The following is a 16,912-nucleotide window of genomic DNA, read 5'->3' on the forward strand; positions in this document are numbered from 1 at the left end:
TAGTTTAATGGCAGATGGCTGCGTTGTTGAGCAAACCGTCTGCGGCCCGCCTAACCTATAGCTACAATACCAGCGTCGCCCCCGAAGGCTCTTGGTCTGGGTGTGCTTTTTCTGGGCGCGTCGCCTTGGGCCAGCCGCTGCTCCATGGCAAATCGGTCCCCGGATTGCCAAGCATTGAACTCTTTCTGGATCGCTTTGAGTTTCTGAAGAACCGTCGCCAAGTGGGCGGGCTCATTGACGTTCCAGTCCTTTTGCGGCGCAAGGCGAATACGCGCAACGTTCGCGCCACCGCGCTTGTCGGGGCCACGGAACGTTGAGGTAGAAGCCCAAGGAGGAGGGTGGTCATTCCTGCACCACAGTTAGGTATCGCGCGTTAGTTTAGCGAGCAGATCAGCGAGCAGATTGGCGGTCTCATCATCCACTTTCTTTCCGACATGGGCCTGGAGAGCGGCCGCATAGACGCTCCACATGCGTTTCTGCATGGCACGGCCTTCCTCGGTGATGACGACCCAGCGACCGCGGCCGTCATCACCGAACGCTTCACGTTGAACGAGGCCTTTCCGTTCCAACCGGTCGAGCAGGCGGGACAGATTATATTGGGCAAGCAAGGTTCGCTGTTCGATCTCAAACGGACGCAACCGTCCGTCGCCGGTTCGCGATAGCTCTAGCAGAACATCATACCAACTCAGTTGTGGCAGGCCAGCCCTTTTCAGATCCTGTTCAATTGCCGCCAGCACAATCTGCTGGGTACGCATTAGACGCACCCATGCGCGTGTGACGGATGGAGACGGGTTTCCTGCGGGGGGCTGCGATCGATCTGGCATAAATGCAGTTACATCTATCTTGACGAGAGATGCAAGGGCCTATATAGATGCAATTGCATTTATATAGATGGAGACCATTGGAAATGGCCCAGGACCGGCTGACGGCCTATGGCGTGACGCTGCTGCGAGTGAGCCTCGGCGTCATGTATCTCGCCCATAGCGTCGTACTGAAACTCATGACTTTTGGCCTTGCCGGAACAGCGGGCTATTTTGAATCCATCGGTCTGCCAGGTTGTTTGGCTTTCGTCACCTTCGCGGGCGAAGCAGCCGAAGGAAGCATGCTCGTCCTTGGCATCTATTCCCGATGGGTAGCGCTTGCCCTGATTCCCGCACTGCTCGGCGCGATCATTTGGGCACATGGCGCCAATGGCTGGATATTCAATGCTCCGAACGGTGGCTGGGAATACCCCCTCTATCTGATCGTTCTATCAGTCGCGCAGTTTCTGTTCGGCGACGGCATTCGCCCCCTTCGCCGGTCCCCCATGCCAACTACGCTTGCCTCGCGCTGAGGTTCAAGAGCTGGAGATTTCATCATGTCGAACGCCAAACTGACCTTGGTCAGTCATCACCTCTGCCCCTATGTACAGCGTGCAGCGATCACACTAGTGGAAAAGGGCGTCCCGTTTGATCGGGTCTATATCGACCTTGCAGACAAGCCCGGCTGGTTTACGTCTATCTCGCCGCTGGGCAAGGTGCCATTGCTGATTGTTCGCCAGGACGACGGCGCCGAGGCCGTGATCTTCGAGAGTGCAGTCATTTGCGAGTATCTCGAAGAAACCCAGGCGGGCGTTCTGCTCCATTCCGCCGATCCACTGGTACGGGCACGGCATCGCGGCTGGATCGAATTCGGTTCCTCCATTCTCTCGGACCTTTGGAGCTTTGAGACGGCCAAGGATTCGACGACCTATGAAACCAAGCACGCGGCGCTGCGCGACAAATTTATTCGCGTTGAGTCCGAGCTTGGCGAAGGTCCGTTTTTCGCCGACGAACGGTTCAGTCTGGTTGATGCGGTATTCGCGCCGATCCTCCGCTATTTCGACGTGTTTGATGCCATTGCACCAACGGCGGTATTCACGGGGCTGTCTCGCGTGTCCGACTGGCGTCGGGCACTTGCAGAACGGCCGAGCGTGCAGGCAGCCGTCACGGCTGACTATGCGGATCGCCTCAAGGTCTTTCTCAATAATCACGACGCCTATCTGTTGAGGCGCTGTCAAGTTGTTTGAACGACTGACGCGCCAAAGGCTGTTACTGACGATCTAATCGCTGACGCTTGCCGGTTCCCAAGTCATCCGAATATCCGGCCTTGAGGCGTGCCCATTGGGCTATGGGGCGTTCACCGGTACGGAAAGGGTGCTGGTCTTCCGATTGCTGTGGCCAACCGTCCGGTGAGTCCTCCCAGGCCTCCTGCCGCCCGTAGACGGTCAGGTCGAGCAATCGGTAGCTGTTGTCCATCGTCTCGACGCCGCGCATCCACGTCCAGTAGGTCTCGAATACCCTGGATCTATTTCGCAGATAGCAAATGAGGTGCATCATGCCGACCTGGCGTCCGACCAAAAGAGTGTCGAGCGAGTCCTGCGCCGAGTACCAAGGCATCTCCCAGCCCATGAAATCGCGATATCGGACGCTTTCTTCGTACGGCCTTGGCACAGCGTGGCGTAGGTCACGTCGCGGGAATGAATGTTGGACAGCTCGCGCACCTGCGAGGTAAAGAAGGTGCAACCCTCACACTGCTCAGGCGCAGGTTTGCCGGTGTGCCACATGAAGTAGTAGGCGATGAGCATCCGGCGATCCTCGAACGCCTCCAATAGCGTCACCGCGCCATTTTCGCCCATAAGCGGTGTCGCACCATCTACCTCGACCATGGAGAGCCGTCGGCGGGCGGCCGCAATGGCATCACCCTCTCTTGTGTGGGCCTTCTCTCGAACCCTCAGTGCGTCCAATTCTGCTTGAAACGTGGCGCGATCAACAACTTGAGGAGTTGCAAAATCTACTTTGTCGTAAGACATGATCGTCTCCAATGAAAGAACTCAAGGAGTAAAACACCTTCATTGACTGCTTTTCCTTGGGTTCGACTACATTTTGATCGGCGTCCGAACCGATCGGCAAAGCCTCCTGTTGATGATGCACATAGTACTCAATTTGGGCAATGGGGCAGCCGGTAGCCGCGGCCGCGGGCAACTTCCGTGATTGCCTTATAAATGATCTGTAACCAGATCAAAAAATGGACAATGATCCTTATTCATATCTCTTGATATCGTCACAAAACAAAGGTACCTTAACGTATCATTATAGAGTAAAAGATATGTTTAGGTTTCATATTGAGTCGAAAACAGATTCATTGGTGGAGATTGGTCGCCTTTTGAAGACGGCGCGGAAGGGGCTCGCTCTCACTCAAGAACAGGTCGCCGATATGGCTGGCATATCGCGTCCCCGATATCGCGACATCGAAGCCGGAAGCAGTGCTGCCCGCACGACAACCCTGATCAATATTGCGCGGGCGCTCGGGCTTGAACTGATGCTCATCCCTCAGGCGATGATCCCGGCGGTCGATGCTCTGTTGCAACCGCACGATGATGACGATGATATTCCCGCTTTCATCGCCAGCCCGGATGGTGGCACAGATGCCTGAGCAGTATCTTGATCCGAAATCCATCTCGTCGCTTGACGTGGTACTGAACGACTTGACGATCGGCACGATTGTCAGAACGCCCGGCGACTTCAATGCGTTCAGCTTCGAGGATAGCTACCGCGCGACGGGTGGCTTTCCTGTTCTGAGCTTGTCCTTCCGCGCGGCCACCGGAGGTTTGCGCAAAGACCCCAAGCCCGTTGCCAGAGCCTTGCCCGCCTTTTTTGCCAATCTTCTTCCGGAGGACAAGCTGCGCGAGGCGATGGAGAAGCACCACGTCGATAGCGTTCGCGCCGGGAACGATTTCGATTTGCTCGTCGCGCTCGGGTCGGATCTGCCGGGTGCTGTCCGCACCGTACCAAGCGAAGGGACGGTTTTTCGTCTCGACAATCCGCCACACCTTAAACCGAAGGCCCGGTTTTCGCTTGCTGGCGTGCAGATGAAGCTTTCTGTCATCAAGGATACAGGAAAGGGTGGTGGTCTTACACTGCCAGTGGGAGATGAGCAGAGCTCCTATATTGCCAAATTTCCGTTGACATCGTTTCCCGGTGTCTCGGAAAACGAATATGCCAATCTTGCTCTGGCGGAAGCGATCGGCATGGACGTGCCGGAACGTGAACTTGTCGAACAATCGGAATTCAAGGGCATTCCTGAGGAACTCGAGACGCTATCGGATGGAAAAGTCCTCCTCGTCAAACGCTTCGATCGCGGCGCTGGCGGTAAGCGTATCCATATCGAGGATTTCGCTCAGGTCTTCGGCATCTATCCTTCGCGCAAGTACGAAGGTGCAGCCTATCACGATATCGCCGCTGCTCTCGGCATCGCCGTATCGTCCGCGGCCGCGATTGAATTCGTCCGTCGACTGGCTTTGGCGGCCATCACCGGCAATGGGGACATGCACCTCAAGAACTGGTCGCTGATCTATCGTGGCGTAGGGGACAAGCCGGCACTCGCGCCCGTCTATGATGTACTCTCGACCATACCCTATATCCCGGCAGATGCCATGGCGCTGTCGCTCGCTGGCGAGCGCTCCTTCAAAGCGATGAACGCGCAGCGTTGGAAAGCCTTTGCCAATCGCACGCGTCTGCCGGAAGCTGCCGTTCTCAAAGCGGTGACCGAAACAGTTGAGCGCGTGAATCAGATTTGGTGGTCGTTGCCAGAGCGCGAGGTCGTTCCAGCAAAGGTGCTTGAGCGGATCGACACGCATCTAAAAACGATGACGCCGATACTTGGCACGTGCGGGGGCTAGCTTGTCACAATGTCGTAGGCCCGGAACTGAACAGCATACCTGGCACCATAAAGTTAAATGATACTGGTCAAAATCTGGCCGACGGTTTTCGCTTATGCTGCCTGCGCTGCAAGTCGCACTTCATCCTTGAACCCACCCTGCTACATGAAAAAATCAGATAATGCATATTATGGAACCAACCCATTGAAATCAAACAGTTAACCGTAAATTGTGGGGAGTCACTCTTCTCGAGGAACAATGTGATTTCGATTTCCAGCTTCGCTGGCATCCATTCTTTCGGGTTTCATCCAATATGAAATGACCCAAATACTGTTCGGGGTCTTCAATAGTCACCATTTTCAGTATCCCATCTCCTTTGGTGCCGCACCGAAAGAATGCTCACGGCCTCAGCATCGAGGCGGTATAGCGCGACATAACCGCTGTTCCCAAACTCAATCAGCCATTCCCGAAACTCGGGATCCATGTCCTCGACTGGCCGTCCGATGCGCGGCTGATGCGCCAGGATTTTGACCCCAGCGCGGATAGCCTTTACCGCGCGGCGGGCGGCGTCAGTGTCCTTTGGTGTGAGAAAGCGGTATAGCCGTTGAACGTCCGCAAAGGCCTCGCGCTTTTCTTCGCGCTCGACGTACTGCGCAATGGCCTCGCGCATGATCCAGTGTGACGTGCGGCGCCTGCTTTCGGCGAGGTGTTGTACACGCCCTTTCAGCTCATCATCGAGCTTGAGCGAGGTTGGCGAAGCCATGATGCCTCCTAGTTCAAGGTAATGATGGACGGTGGGCAGACCTTTGCCAATCTCGCTCGGATCGATGCACTCAAGGCCGACCTTGCCATGTCGCAGCGTAAAGGTGAAACGCCTTTTCTTCGTCTATGCCGACAAGCACGCGCATGCGTGGCACAAGCATATCAACAGATCGCAGATCGAGACCTCGCCGGTCGTGCGTGGAACGATGCACCCTCCAGAGCTGCGGGCGGTAACGGATGGAGTGGCCGAGGCGTTTGGCTTTGTGGAAATGCAGGTCGTGTCATTCGAGGATCTGTTTGGTGACAAGCTTCATGCCGCCGTGGACTGTCAGCACCCGCGCGATCTCTTCGACGTGAAGCTGCTCTACGATAACGAAGGGCTTTCCGATGCGTTGTTTCGGACCTTCCTCATCTACGTCGCAAGGCCCGGTCGCCCCCGCATGAGCTGATCAAGCCATCATTGCCTGAGCTCGAAGAAACATTTGTGAAAGAGTTCCAAGGCATAACCGTCGAGCCGGTTGACCATTAGCGTGTCGACATGCAGATCACGTACTTATCCCGGACCCGATACTATGCCGAGCTCTGGCTTTAAGAACTTTAGCTTGCAGACCCACAATCTCCAAATCGGTAAATTCAAAACGGTCTTCGGCCGCCTCCACGGTCGCGTAGCTCACGAGGGTAACCGCTTGCCTATCGCCGAGCGCCTGCCTAGCCCCGGATTCCAACCGTTGTGCATGGTTAGCAACATCGCCAACGATGGTGTAATTGATCCTCCCCTCGAAGCCGACGTTTCCCACGATCACTTCTCCGCTATGTATCCCAATTCGCAATGCACAGACATCCTGCCCTGCTGCCAGTTTCGCTTCATTAAAGGCGCGCACGGCTTCCATGATGTCCAAAGCCGCATCGCATGCCGATGCGGCGTGGTGGCAATTGTCATCCGGCGCCCCCCAGAATGCGAGAACGGCGTCGCCGATGTACTTGTCGATCGTACCTTGATGGCTTTCGATTGCCGGCCCGATCACGGACAAGAGGCTGTTTAGATAATCAAGGACATCTTTCGCAGACCGGGAGGCCGCATAGGCAGTATACCCCTGCAGATCTGCGAACATGACCGTTACTGTTCGCAACTCTGCAGCCGGCATGACGCCTCGTTGATAGAGCTTTAGCACCAGCGCCTTGGGCATGTAGGCCTGGAACATCCGCAGGGTGCTGGCCATTTTGAAGAACGCCGATCCAGTCTCATTGAACTCTCGAAACCGGCTCGGCACGAACGCCGTGTCACTGCTGAAATCGAACCGTTCAATCCGCCGTGCCGCATCCGCCAGTGCAAGGGTGGGGCCATCGAGCATCCGCGCGAGATGCAATGCAACCCATCCCGCGCCGATAAGCGCAGCGATGAACAAGATACCCATCGCGGGTGCAATCCATCGCTCTGTCCGGGTTTCCGTTCCTGGATAATAGATGACAGCGGTAAGCGGTGGGCCTAAACCGGTGTAAACGTCGCGATAGACGAAGGCATAGGTTTCGCTCCCAACGAACGACCAATGGCCCGAGGCGCGTCGGAAGGCAGCGGAACTCAGCGGAAACCGTTCCCCTTGCAAGAAAGTGCGCACCAGAAGATCAATATCTCCGTTCCGTTGCGTGGGACCTATGTCTCCATCCCGAAAGAAGAGCGGTTGTGCTACCACGTCATTGCCTAGCAAAATGAACCCGCTTGTCTGATGTCCATAATTCGGCAGGGCCTCGAGATAGGCAGCAAGTACCTCTATGGACAGTTGGATGGTTATGCGAGTGGAGGCAACTTCGTCGATCTTGATGCCTGAGGAGATCGACAGTAATGCGGGAAAGTCCGCGTCGCGAGCCGCGACGCTTGCAATGTATATTCCGGGGGTATCATCCGTTTGCTGGGCGCTGGGCGTGGCCCTGATTTCGGGAACAAAGTTGCCTTCGGGTGTCCGACGGAGAATGTGTTCTTCATTCTGCCCGCCAGTGACTGAAACTGACGATATTTGTGGCGTTGCCAACATCGCACCACGCAAGGCATCCTGCAGGCCAGAAGAATTGTTGATATCCAAGGCGCCCGTTGTCGGCCCTTCGCCCAAACGCCGAAGCTCCTCAAGTGCAGGGTCAATAAGGGCCTGAGCGCGCTGGATCACAGTGTCGATCAACAGTTCGTTGCGATCTCGCAGCATTTCTCCGAAGCTTTGGCGTGTTACGAAATAGCTGAGGCCTCCTGCTGCCGCCAATGGCGCCGCCACAAGCAAGACGAGGATGATGGGCAGTGAAACCGCAAGCGAAAATGTGCGCTTCGTGGACTGTGGCTGTTCCATTGCAGTGACCTCCGCATGCAACACGACGATGCATGATACGGGTGAGGCCCGGCCGGACCGAACGGCCGGAGCCAGGCTGTCAGACAACGCCGCCGTTGCTGTAGATCGTCTGTCCGTTGACCCACCAGCCGCCCTGACTGCAAAGAAACGCAATCGTCTCTGCGATGTCTGCGGGCTCGCCGATGCGACCATGCGGAGTACGCTTTGCAAAGCCGGCCACCTGCTCATCTGTCTTGCCATCTAAGAAAAGCGAGGTGGCTACCAGACCTGGCGCGATTGCGTTGACAGAAATCTTGCGTCCAGCGAGCTCTTTAGCGAGAACGTTCGCATATATTTCCATCGATCCCTTAGTGGCGGCGTAAGGACCATATGTCGGTGTGCGCAATTGGACGATGCTGGACGAAGTGGTGATGATCCTTCCGCCTTCCTTGACCCGCTTCGCTGCCTCCCGCAGCGTGTAAAAGCTGCCTTTGACGTTGGTATCAACCATCAGGTCGAAATCCTCGTCAGACATGTTTTCAAAAGGGGCCAACTGCATGACGCCAGCATTGGCAATGGCCACATCAATTTTGCCGAGTTCCCTCTCCGCAAAGTCAAAGAGCCGGCGCACGGCAACTGGATCGCGAATATCCGCCTGCTCCCAGATGGCAATCCCTCCCTCCGCTTCGATCTCACGCACGACTGCGGCAGCAAGGTCACGGTTGACGCGGCAATTGACGGCCACCCTATAGCCGTCCTTTGCGAGCCGCCGCGCAGTAGCGGCGCCAATGCCGCGCGACGAACCAGTGATGACGGCAACCTTTGCGGTAGCCTGCGACTGCTGGGCCTGCGCATTTGACGCGGCGCCGATGGATAGTGCCGCAGGCGCAAGCGCTGCTACAGCGAGAACGTTTCGGCGCGAAAAGACAGTCTTTTCCGTTTCAGTATTCATGATCGTTTCCCTTCTTGGTCAAAAGCCGGCCGGCAAACCGAGCCGGTGTATCCGCCGTGTGAGTTGACGCGCTGCCGGGTCGACGACACCGTCCAACGCCTGTTCGTCCATATGCCCAATGGCGGCCTGCGGACCGGCATAGGGAACAAGACCATCCGATTTGGATGGAGGCGGTTTCATCAGCATCGTGGTCTTGGCAGAACCAATATATTGACATACTCTATTTTTGAAAGTAGGCACCTAAAAGTACTGTAGTAACCTAGGAGAGAGAAATGGGGAAGATCGACAACTCGGCGTTCTCCGCTGAGGAAATCGCGCGCGCGCAATCATACAAGGCAAAAGAATATCCCAAGAATGTCGGTCCCGAGTTGGATGGTTTCGCGCACGAGCTCGTTGCCGGCTTTGCCGACAAATGGACCGTGATCATACTCGACACGTTGTGGGATGAGGGAATGTTGCGCTTCTCTGACCTCGCGCGCCATATCGGTGACATTAGCCAAAAAATGCTGACCCAGACGTTGCGCAGAATGGAGCGTGATGGGCTCGTAATTCGTAAGGTCTATGCATGCGTTCCGCCCAAAGTGGAATATAGGCTGTCGCCGCTTGGATTGAGCCTCGGCGCTGCCTTCTGCAACATCTGGATCTGGGCAGCGGAAAATCACGACGCCGTCCGTACCGCCCGTCACGACTTCGACGAGAAAGGCTGAGTGCTCTCCGAGATCAGCTTCCAGAGGGCAGCACGAAATCGTATCGCCCGATGCTGCGGTCGGAGGAGACCGTCATGACCAGTCGGGCGTCGAAAAGGGGGTCGTCGGCGTTGCGCGGATGATCGGGAAAATAGAGCTGGGTAGTAAGCACGGGACTGTCTGGAGCCTTTATCCGGAAGTGGTAATGCGCAGTTCGGAAGGCATAGTGATGGGTGGTGATCGTATCAAAACCCCAGCGCCCACCGGTGTCAGTCAACTGATAGCCGCGTCCCCCAAAATCTTGGTTGTCGTAGGCTCCCCTGTGATCGGCGTGCCAGATCTCCACGACAGCCTCGGGTATGGGCTCGCAGTCTGTATCGAGAACGAACCCACAAAGAGTAAATGCGGATTGGTCGATGGACGGCGCTCCCAGGGTCGAGCGCCGAGGGGCATTAGGGCGGTAATAGGGACCCACCGTCTGCTGTGGTGTTTCGACGGCGTCACCACTGCAACTTGGCGTCGGGGCCAGCGTGCGTTTAATAGTCGATGCCGCGGACCGGCGGCCCAGCATGAACAGTGATGGCGGAGCGGCCATCAGTGTCAGAAGGAGTGAGCGTCTCGTAGGTCGCACCTTGTAATCCTTTCCCAAGTCAGGTGGAGAAGGCGATCCATCGCCCGGTGAACAAGACTCCCAGCCAAATCGCCGCGGACAATGCGCCGCAGATCCGGACGGGGCCGGAGGGTCTCTCGGTTTGACAGCGCCTGATGAACGCATGGCAGACCAGTATGTTGATCATACCGAGCATCAGAAATGCCATCTTCGCCGCGAACACCGGGAGGCTGGCATAGTGCGTCCCGCGAACGGCGAACAGCAAACTGCCGGTGACGATGGCCAGTCCCAAACCAGCCCCTGCGACCGGGATCGCCACCTCAAGCCCCTCGCGCCACCTCGTCGATTTCCAAAGTCCGGATGCCCGGAGGTCGAATGTCAGCACCGCACCAACCAGCAGCGAAAGACCAAGGATATGCAGTCCGTTGATTGCAGCGTAGACAAAGGTCGAGGACCGTATCTGGCCAACAAAAGCGATACCCTCGATGGCGCCAAGCCATTCGGTCAGCATGCCTCAACCATATAGATCATTGCTGCCTGGCGACTTTCGACGCTTCCGTCGGCAAGCCGAAGCCACTGGGCATTCAGCTGGTGGGGCGGTTCGCAGTTGCGGATGACAACCGCTGCGATCCGGTCACCGGTGGCGATCCTGCCACCCAGTCGAGAATATTGGCTGGTCGGAGGCAACTCGACCTGTACCGTTTTGCCATGCAGGTCAACTGAGGCAGAAAGCGCGTTCTGGTCAAGGAAAGACGCTGCAGGGCCGAGATCCGGATGCGGTTCGGGTTCTGTCAATGTGTCGGCGATCTCGACAGTCAGTACCGAATGCGGATTTCCGAAATACGATCGAACGACCGTCCCTTCGAGCCAAATGGGCTTGCTCAGATCGTATCTACCCTGAAATCCGTGATGGGCCGTTGCCAAGGGGATGGAGACAAAAGCTATCGCAACGCCCGTAAGCAAGGCGATCGACACGATGTTGATATGAGATTTGGTCACTGTAGACTGCTCCTACTAAAAAAGAGGTCATTCAATTCCGGCAAGCTTTCCACCCGATCGCTCAGGCATGGTTGATCATGGCGAAGACCTTGTCGAAATCTCCGGACTGTTCCGCGAATCGCTGTGGCCTGACACGCTGGACCAGGACTTCCGTGGGTGTCGGCTTGGCACACAAGAGGTCTACTGCCTCGGCAACGAAGTCCGTGAGCGGCATGGCACGTGGGTTGTGCTCTTGGCCAGGCGTCAAACCTGTCGCCACCAGTGGCGGAGCGATCTCCACAACCGAAATACTCGTTCTCCGAAACTCGTGGCGAAGGCTCAGACTCCAGGAATGGACGGCCGCCTTCGTCGCGCTGTAGGTCAGCGCGTCGGCACGCGGCACGAAGGCAAGTCCCGATGAAACTGTTACGATTGCAGCCTCCTGTTGAGCGCGAAGATGGGGAAGCAATGCCGCCGTGAGACGGATGGGCCCAAGGAGGTTCGTGGCGATTGTTTTTTCCGCTATATCGAGTTCATAGGACTCGGCGAGAACCTCCTCTATGAACATGATACCCGCATTGTGAATCACGGCGTTGAGCGGCGGGTGGCGCTCAGTGACCAGAGCTGCAAAACTTTTGATATCCGCGGCATCGCTGATGTCCAGTTCATAGCCCGCCATGCCTGGGTTGGCCTGGAGAACCTCACCGATCCGCCTGATGTCGCGACCGGTGATGATAATTTGCGCCCCAAGTGCCGAGAGTGATTCCGCAATGCCACGGCCAATCCCGGAATTGCCACCAGTAATAAGGATAGTTGATTTCGTAAAATCCATCTGAGATCCCTTGTTTGGAAGATGTACTATCTTTATATGCGCTTCACTCTCTTTTAGAAAGTAGGCACCTTTTGGTAAGAATTGGGATTCTTTCGTACCGCATCTGCTTCGGTCCGGGCGAAGCGTTCTGTTGTCACGTCGACGGCCTCAGCATCGTCTCCAGTCGCACAGGAAGATGACGTGGGCGAATGCCGGTCGCGTGATAGACGGCGTTGGTAATCGCTGGCGCGACCCCAGTCATTACCATTTCGCCGAGCCCTTTGACGCCTGTTCGATTGATCTTGAAATCAGGCTCGTCGATGAAGCCCGGTTCGATTGATCCGATGTCTGCGTTTACTGGGACAAAATACTCTGCGTGTTGATTTGCGGCATCAATTAACCCAGTTTTCCGCTTGATCGTGATCCAGTTACTCGAACTTAAGTTCTTGGAAGCACTTCGGGTTCGGACTTTCAGTAGGGTCCGGGCGAAGTGGAAAATTGGTTCAAATTCACGCGAAACTCAACAGCGCTAAACCCCTATTCCCTAATTACCTGTGCGCCTTCGGGGAATGGCTGACTTAATGCAGCAACTCACTAAGCGCAGCCCCAGGCTCCGACTCCTACCAACAGGCAGTCCATCACTCGCACATGCAAAGGATCCACATTCATAAACAACATTAATGACTGAGCATATTAATTATCGATTACTGAAATGTGCTGTGCGTACTTAGGCTGATCCGAGCATTCAACAACTCGGGTGAAAGCCATGAAAAGTGCCGTTGTTACAGGCGGATCGAGGGGCATCGGCCAAGCGAGCGCCCACGGGCGTTAAACGCGCCCCGCTTTTGTCGCGGTCGAAAAGCGGAGCGCCGAGCCGCCTTTCCAGTAATTGAACCCGACGACTCACAGTCGATTGAGAGAGACCGAGAATCTCTGCAGCGCGCCTGAAGCTGCCATGCTCCGCGACGAGGATCGCATATTTCAGGTATCGGAGGTCAAGCGATAGATCCGGCACCTAGCTCTATCCCAAGGCGCCTATCCGCGCTGCCGAAGGAACCTGACCGCGGGCATTATGAACTCGGGATTCTCCCACGTGGCATATTGATCTCGTAGAAGGCGCTCCACGTCGGCATCCGACCTGCTCGAACCTTGCACAGCGGCACTGAGTGATTGGAAATAGTCCAGGATTGACTCAGGAATCTCGAGCCCCCCAAGATTGCCGTGACCCGGTACAATTATTCGTGGCTGCAACCCGATGATATCGGTGAGTGCGACTCGCCATCGCTCCAAATCGATGTCTCCCGCGCCAATCATCGGGGGGAAGTATGGCACGATCGGGAACATTCGTTCCTCTATCAGATCGCCGCCGAATAAAACGCGCTCCTGCGGCAGGAAAGCAATCTGGTCTCCCGGAGAATGAGCGGTGCCCCATGTCTTCAGGCGAACTGTGCGACCGCCGAGGTCAAGAGCCGATTCCGGCGTGTCATAGGTTTCATGCGGTGGCATGAGGACGATGCCATCCAGCAAGTGTTTCTGCCCCTCCGGCAAGACGCCGGCCCTAAATCCTTCAAGCAAAGTTTGCCCTGACCGCGCGAAGTAATCGCGTTGTGCACTATTGTAGTAAATGCGCGCATCATTCCGGAATACCTGTGCACCAAACCCATGCTCGGGGTGGGCGTGTGTAACGGTGAGAACAATCTTTCGCCGGGGCGCGAGCTCCCGCGTTAGTCGCAGCACATTTTCGGCACTGGCCACACCAAGCCCGCAATCGACCACAAGTACGCTTTCTGTGCCAACGATAATCCCGATGTTGGGGACCAGCGGAATCCGCTTATCGGGAACAAGAAAGACGCCCGGCGCTATCTCGGCGGGATATCGCGTGTCTACCTCCGGCAACGGACGGGTTGCCAATTTCAAACTGACCTCTTGCTGCTGAGCGTTGGCGGGGAATGAGGCACCACCGACCAGTCCAGCCAAAGCCATCGCCTTCAGCACATCGCGCCTATCTGCATGCAATTTGCGTTCAGTCTCCATCACATATCTCCTGTGTTCCGCGCTCTTGGCCTAGCGGTCACTGCCGGTTGGTTCGGCCACTGAGCGGATTTGCCTTTGACCGGATGATCGAGTTGGCAGCCGGCTGTATGCCAGCTGCCAACCTTGAAAATCAGGCGTCGACTTCGACGATGATCTTGCCGCGTGCACGTTCAGATGCCTGGTGCGCGAATGCTTGGGCGAAGCGATCCAAAGGCACCTTGCGGTCAATCAGGATCGTCAAATCGCCTTTGACGATCGCCTCCACCACACGCCGCAGACGTTCGCCGTCGGAAGCGTGAAAGACAAAGCCGGCTTCGACCTTATGCGCCTTCGCCAACGTCTTGTCCGGCGGCATGGCGATGGCGAGAAGATTCCCACCCACGCGGAGCACGCTGTAGGACTGTTGCTGCGTATCGCCGCCGATCGTATCGAGCACGACATCAGCATCGGAGATGCTCTTCGTGAAATCGGAGGATCGATAGTCGATCACTTTGTCCGCCCCGAGTTGCCGCGCAATGGAGACCCCGTCGCCTGAAGCAGTGGCAGACACACGGGCGCCTGCGTCGCGAGCGAATTGGATCGCGAAACTTCCGACGCCACCTGCGCCCGCATGGATCAGCACAGATTGGCCGCTTGCCAGATTGACGCTTTCGAACAGCGCCTGCCACGCCGTGCCGGCCGCAGTAGGGATTCCAGCAGCATCGTCGAGCGGAACGCTAGACGGCGCCATCGCCAGATAACTTGCGGGCACCACGACATACTCAGCTATCGCGCCGCCTGCCGTTGGGTCCGTTCTCGCGATTACCTGATCGCCGACAGACCACCCCGAGACATCGGGGCCGATTTCTTCGATGCTACCGGCCAGATCGGTGCCGAGCGTGTACGGAAACTGCAGAGGAAAGAACTGCTCCATATATCCGCGATGCAGTTTGACATCGAGCGGATTGAGACCGGCAGCCTTGACTCGGATCAACACCTCGCCGGCGGCAGGGACAGGCTTGGCGATCTCTTCGAGCGACGGAGCGGCGTTGTAGCCGCTGATACGCACAGCCTTCATCACACCGTCTCCTGCTTGCCAGCCGGCCACGCGCCAACTTGGAAGAGCCATCCAAGCCAGTCTTCCAGATGCCATGTATGGGTCAGCTTCCCATCGGTGATGTGATGGAATTCGTGGATGGGCATCTCGAAGGATTTGCCCGTAGCTGCCACGCCGAACCAGTCGCCGAGATGCGTTCCCGAAATCGATGCACGCACAGCGACGCGGCCGCCCGCGCCAATGATCTCATGCACCTTAACTTTCGTGTCGGGAAATGCGGCCTTGAAGCCGTCGATCAGGGGCTTCATGCCCTCACGCCCAGACTGCTGACCGGGAGCGAGCGGAATGTCTCGCCAATCCTCTGTGACCGCTTCGTTGAGAAGCTCCGGCTGGCCCTCGAACGCCTTGTAGAAGGTCTCGACAGCGGTGCGTTCCTCCGCTGTTAGGCCCGAAACCACGGCCTCTTGTTCCATTGTCATCAGGGTGACCTCTTGAGTTGAGTGACCCTGAAAATACGTTGACGCCGCGCATACTTGAAATCGATATGCGATATGTGGCAACATTCACAGAATGGATCTATACGGTATCGACCTCAATCTCCTCGTCGCCTTCGATGCTCTTATGGCGGAACGTAGCGTCACCCGCGCCGGGGCGCGCATCGGGCGAACGCAGCCCGCTATGAGCGCCGCGCTCTCACGCCTTCGCACGCTCCTGCGCGATGAATTATTCGTGCGCAGCCCGAACGGGCTGCAACCTACGCCGCGCGCCCTCGATCTTGCCGAACCGATCGCGCACGCATTAGGAGAGATTCAGCGAACCTTGGAATTCACCCATGAGTTCGATCCATCGACGTCCACAATCTCGCTGACCATCGGCTTGTCGGATCACCCGACATTCCTTCTGCTTCCTCGCCTAGTCGCGATACTCCGAAACAAGGCGCCGGGCACTACCCTGCAAGTCCGTAACTTCACCAATCGCGACGACGCGATAGCCAGGCTCGATGGAGGCGAAGTCGACCTGACAATAGGCGTACCGCCAACTCCAACGGGTCGCATCCTCAACGTTCGCCTGTTCGATGAGCGCTTTGTCTGCATCATGCGAAGGAACCATCCTGCGGCTGGCGCCGTGCTCAGCCTCGAAAACTTCCTGTCGCTGTCGCACCTCCTCGTTTCGCCGGAAAACGAGCGCTTTGGCGTTGTTGATGTCGCGTTGGCGAAAATGGGCCTCAAACGGCGCTTGGCCCTGACGCTGCCAAATATGTACGCCGCACCTGCGCTAGTCGCGTCTTCCGATATGATCGCCACCGTCATGGAGGGTGTCGTGTCCGCATCCGGTCATGCAGACCAGCTGGCGGTGTCGAAGTTGCCGCTTGAACTAGAGCCCGTTCAGTTCGTGATGTCCTGGCACCGCCGAAATGATACGCATCCTGCCCAGCGCTGGTTTCGAAGTTGTGTCCTCGGCGCATTTCCCGACACATTTACCGCGCCTGCGGCATAGCTCGGGAGTTCATCGCGATTGCGATGCGCGGGTGTATGTGTTCTGGGCACCAACAATATGCTAATGATGGTTGAGGCTTAGGTCTGCTACCCCGCCGTTTCCCTGTCTTTGTACGCTACAGTACGACGGCCACTCTATTGTTTAAACATCACCGCTTGTGGAGACGCCAGACCGGTGGCTTTATTCCTGACGAGATTTGCTAACCTGCGGACGCGCGAGGGAATGGCGCTTGCGCGCGCCGGAGGAAAGCTGCGTGGTAAGAAGCCGAGGTTCTCCTATCGCCAGCAAAAGGTGCTGCGCCGGATGCATGACACCGGCGAATATTCGATCAGCAACCGTGCCGGGGTGATTTCGATCTCGCAGCCGACCGTCTATCGGACCCTGAACCGTCAAGGAAATGTAGCGGCTATGGGATTGCATGAAATCTCGCGCGCTCAGCGACGGTGAAGGGGTCGCGGTGTGGGAGCATTCATGTGATCTCTGATCTGAATGCCAACCGCGGAGGGACGGTGACTTTGCCCTCCCCCGGTTGAATGTCCGGTGTCGACCCCATTCA

Annotated in this window: 21 protein-coding genes and 4 pseudogenes; 11 read left to right on the plus strand and 14 right to left on the minus strand. The window is 56.8% G+C overall.

Annotation, left to right across the window (positions count from 1 at the left end):
- Positions 1–26: 26 nt before the first annotated feature.
- Positions 27–317: a hypothetical protein gene (locus ACYJL1_RS19755; RefSeq protein ID WP_460898637.1), complete on the plus strand. Its 291-nt coding sequence runs from the start codon at positions 27–29 to the stop codon at positions 315–317.
- A 42-nt stretch (positions 318–359) separates the two neighbouring features.
- On the opposite strand, the gene ACYJL1_RS19760 is transcribed toward ACYJL1_RS19755, so the two are convergent.
- Positions 360–824: a MarR family winged helix-turn-helix transcriptional regulator gene (locus ACYJL1_RS19760; protein WP_460898638.1), complete on the minus strand. Its 465-nt coding sequence runs from the start codon at positions 822–824 to the stop codon at positions 360–362.
- Positions 825–907: 83 nt separating this feature from the next.
- On the opposite strand from ACYJL1_RS19760, the gene ACYJL1_RS19765 reads away from it, so the two are divergent.
- Both ACYJL1_RS19765 and ACYJL1_RS19770 read left to right on the plus strand, forming a co-directional pair.
- Positions 908–1,333 (plus strand): DoxX family protein, encoded by a 426-nt coding sequence (locus ACYJL1_RS19765; RefSeq protein ID WP_460898640.1) that lies wholly within the window; start codon positions 908–910, stop codon positions 1,331–1,333.
- A 24-nt stretch (positions 1,334–1,357) separates the two neighbouring features.
- Positions 1,358–2,047, plus strand: a complete 690-nt coding sequence (locus ACYJL1_RS19770) for a glutathione S-transferase family protein (protein ID WP_460898642.1) — start codon at positions 1,358–1,360, stop codon at positions 2,045–2,047.
- Between the two features lie 22 nt (positions 2,048–2,069).
- Here the strand turns inward: ACYJL1_RS19770 and ACYJL1_RS19775 are convergent.
- A pseudogene (locus ACYJL1_RS19775) lies at positions 2,070–2,830 on the minus strand (DUF899 family protein).
- A 296-nt stretch (positions 2,831–3,126) separates the two neighbouring features.
- Between ACYJL1_RS19775 and ACYJL1_RS19780 the strand changes: the two are divergent.
- The gene (locus ACYJL1_RS19780) at positions 3,127–3,453 is read left to right on the plus strand and encodes a helix-turn-helix domain-containing protein (RefSeq protein ID WP_460898643.1); all 327 of its coding nucleotides are present in this window, start codon (positions 3,127–3,129) and stop codon (positions 3,451–3,453) included.
- Positions 3,446–4,699, plus strand: a complete 1,254-nt coding sequence (locus tag ACYJL1_RS19785) for a type II toxin-antitoxin system HipA family toxin (protein WP_460898645.1) — start codon at positions 3,446–3,448, stop codon at positions 4,697–4,699. Before ACYJL1_RS19780 ends, ACYJL1_RS19785 begins: the two co-directional genes overlap by 8 nt.
- 322 nt (positions 4,700–5,021) lie before the next feature.
- Here the strand turns inward: ACYJL1_RS19785 and ACYJL1_RS19790 are convergent, their stop codons facing one another.
- On the minus strand, positions 5,022–5,441 hold the full coding sequence (locus tag ACYJL1_RS19790) for a type II toxin-antitoxin system RelE/ParE family toxin (RefSeq protein ID WP_460898647.1): 420 nt from the start codon (positions 5,439–5,441) through the stop codon (positions 5,022–5,024).
- Between the two features lie 64 nt (positions 5,442–5,505).
- Between ACYJL1_RS19790 and ACYJL1_RS19795 the strand changes: the two are divergent.
- Positions 5,506–5,580, plus strand: a pseudogene (locus ACYJL1_RS19795) (hypothetical protein); the annotation flags it as partial.
- 33 nt (positions 5,581–5,613) lie between these two features.
- Positions 5,614–5,960, plus strand: a pseudogene (locus ACYJL1_RS19800) (nucleotidyl transferase AbiEii/AbiGii toxin family protein); the annotation flags it as partial.
- Between the two features lie 25 nt (positions 5,961–5,985).
- Here the strand turns inward: ACYJL1_RS19800 and ACYJL1_RS19805 are convergent.
- The 3 genes from ACYJL1_RS19805 to ACYJL1_RS19815 form a co-directional block, all read right to left on the minus strand.
- Positions 5,986–7,773 carry an adenylate/guanylate cyclase domain-containing protein gene (locus ACYJL1_RS19805; RefSeq protein ID WP_460898649.1) on the minus strand — a complete coding sequence of 596 codons (1,788 nt, stop codon included), beginning with the start codon at positions 7,771–7,773 and terminating at the stop codon, positions 5,986–5,988.
- A gap of 79 nt (positions 7,774–7,852) precedes the next feature.
- Positions 7,853–8,704, minus strand: coding sequence for an SDR family oxidoreductase (locus tag ACYJL1_RS19810; RefSeq protein ID WP_460898651.1), 852 nt, complete (start codon positions 8,702–8,704; stop codon positions 7,853–7,855).
- 18 nt (positions 8,705–8,722) lie between these two features.
- A complete protein-coding gene (locus ACYJL1_RS19815; RefSeq protein WP_460898653.1) occupies positions 8,723–8,884 on the minus strand; it encodes a hypothetical protein in 162 nt (53 codons plus the stop codon).
- A gap of 92 nt (positions 8,885–8,976) precedes the next feature.
- On the opposite strand from ACYJL1_RS19815, the gene ACYJL1_RS19820 reads away from it, so the two are divergent.
- Complete coding sequence (locus ACYJL1_RS19820) at positions 8,977–9,411, plus strand: winged helix-turn-helix transcriptional regulator (protein WP_460898655.1); 435 nt, start codon at positions 8,977–8,979, stop codon at positions 9,409–9,411.
- 13 nt (positions 9,412–9,424) lie between these two features.
- Here ACYJL1_RS19820 and ACYJL1_RS19825 read toward each other — a convergent pair whose 3' ends face one another.
- The 4 genes from ACYJL1_RS19825 to ACYJL1_RS19840 all read right to left on the minus strand — a co-directional run bounded on the left by ACYJL1_RS19825 (position 9,425) and on the right by ACYJL1_RS19840 (position 11,810).
- A complete protein-coding gene (locus ACYJL1_RS19825) occupies positions 9,425–9,985 on the minus strand; it encodes a dioxygenase family protein (protein WP_460898657.1) in 561 nt (186 codons plus the stop codon).
- A gap of 55 nt (positions 9,986–10,040) precedes the next feature.
- Positions 10,041–10,511, minus strand: a complete 471-nt coding sequence (locus tag ACYJL1_RS19830) for a hypothetical protein (RefSeq protein WP_460898659.1) — start codon at positions 10,509–10,511, stop codon at positions 10,041–10,043.
- A complete protein-coding gene (locus ACYJL1_RS19835) occupies positions 10,505–10,999 on the minus strand; it encodes a DUF6152 family protein (protein WP_460898661.1) in 495 nt (164 codons plus the stop codon). The genes ACYJL1_RS19830 and ACYJL1_RS19835 overlap by 7 nt, the downstream gene beginning before the upstream one ends.
- Before the next feature lie 61 nt (positions 11,000–11,060).
- On the minus strand, positions 11,061–11,810 hold the full coding sequence (locus ACYJL1_RS19840; RefSeq protein ID WP_460898663.1) for an SDR family oxidoreductase: 750 nt from the start codon (positions 11,808–11,810) through the stop codon (positions 11,061–11,063).
- Between the two features lie 175 nt (positions 11,811–11,985).
- Between ACYJL1_RS19840 and ACYJL1_RS19845 the strand changes: the two genes are divergently transcribed.
- Complete coding sequence (locus ACYJL1_RS19845; protein WP_460898664.1) at positions 11,986–12,129, plus strand: hypothetical protein; 144 nt, start codon at positions 11,986–11,988, stop codon at positions 12,127–12,129.
- Between the two features lie 405 nt (positions 12,130–12,534).
- Here the strand turns inward: ACYJL1_RS19845 and ACYJL1_RS19850 are convergent, their stop codons facing one another.
- The 4 genes from ACYJL1_RS19850 to ACYJL1_RS19865 form a co-directional block, all read right to left on the minus strand.
- A complete protein-coding gene (locus ACYJL1_RS19850) occupies positions 12,535–12,804 on the minus strand; it encodes a LysR family transcriptional regulator (protein ID WP_460898667.1) in 270 nt (89 codons plus the stop codon).
- 20 nt (positions 12,805–12,824) lie between these two features.
- A complete protein-coding gene (locus ACYJL1_RS19855; RefSeq protein ID WP_460898669.1) occupies positions 12,825–13,823 on the minus strand; it encodes an MBL fold metallo-hydrolase in 999 nt (332 codons plus the stop codon).
- A 130-nt stretch (positions 13,824–13,953) separates the two neighbouring features.
- Positions 13,954–14,880: an NADP-dependent oxidoreductase gene (locus ACYJL1_RS19860; protein ID WP_460898671.1), complete on the minus strand. Its 927-nt coding sequence runs from the start codon at positions 14,878–14,880 to the stop codon at positions 13,954–13,956.
- Positions 14,880–15,338: an ester cyclase gene (locus tag ACYJL1_RS19865; RefSeq protein WP_460898673.1), complete on the minus strand. Its 459-nt coding sequence runs from the start codon at positions 15,336–15,338 to the stop codon at positions 14,880–14,882. Before ACYJL1_RS19865 ends, ACYJL1_RS19860 begins: the two co-directional genes overlap by 1 nt.
- Before the next feature lie 91 nt (positions 15,339–15,429).
- Here ACYJL1_RS19865 and ACYJL1_RS19870 point away from each other — a divergent pair, with 91 nt between their 5' ends.
- Together ACYJL1_RS19870 and ACYJL1_RS19875 are read left to right on the plus strand one after the other, a co-directional pair.
- A complete protein-coding gene (locus tag ACYJL1_RS19870) occupies positions 15,430–16,356 on the plus strand; it encodes a LysR family transcriptional regulator (RefSeq protein WP_460898676.1) in 927 nt (308 codons plus the stop codon).
- Between the two features lie 201 nt (positions 16,357–16,557).
- Positions 16,558–16,803: pseudogene (locus ACYJL1_RS19875) on the plus strand (hypothetical protein); the annotation flags it as partial.
- Positions 16,804–16,912: the final 109 nt, after the last annotated feature.

It is taken from the genome of Phyllobacterium sp. K27 (assembly GCF_054796155.1).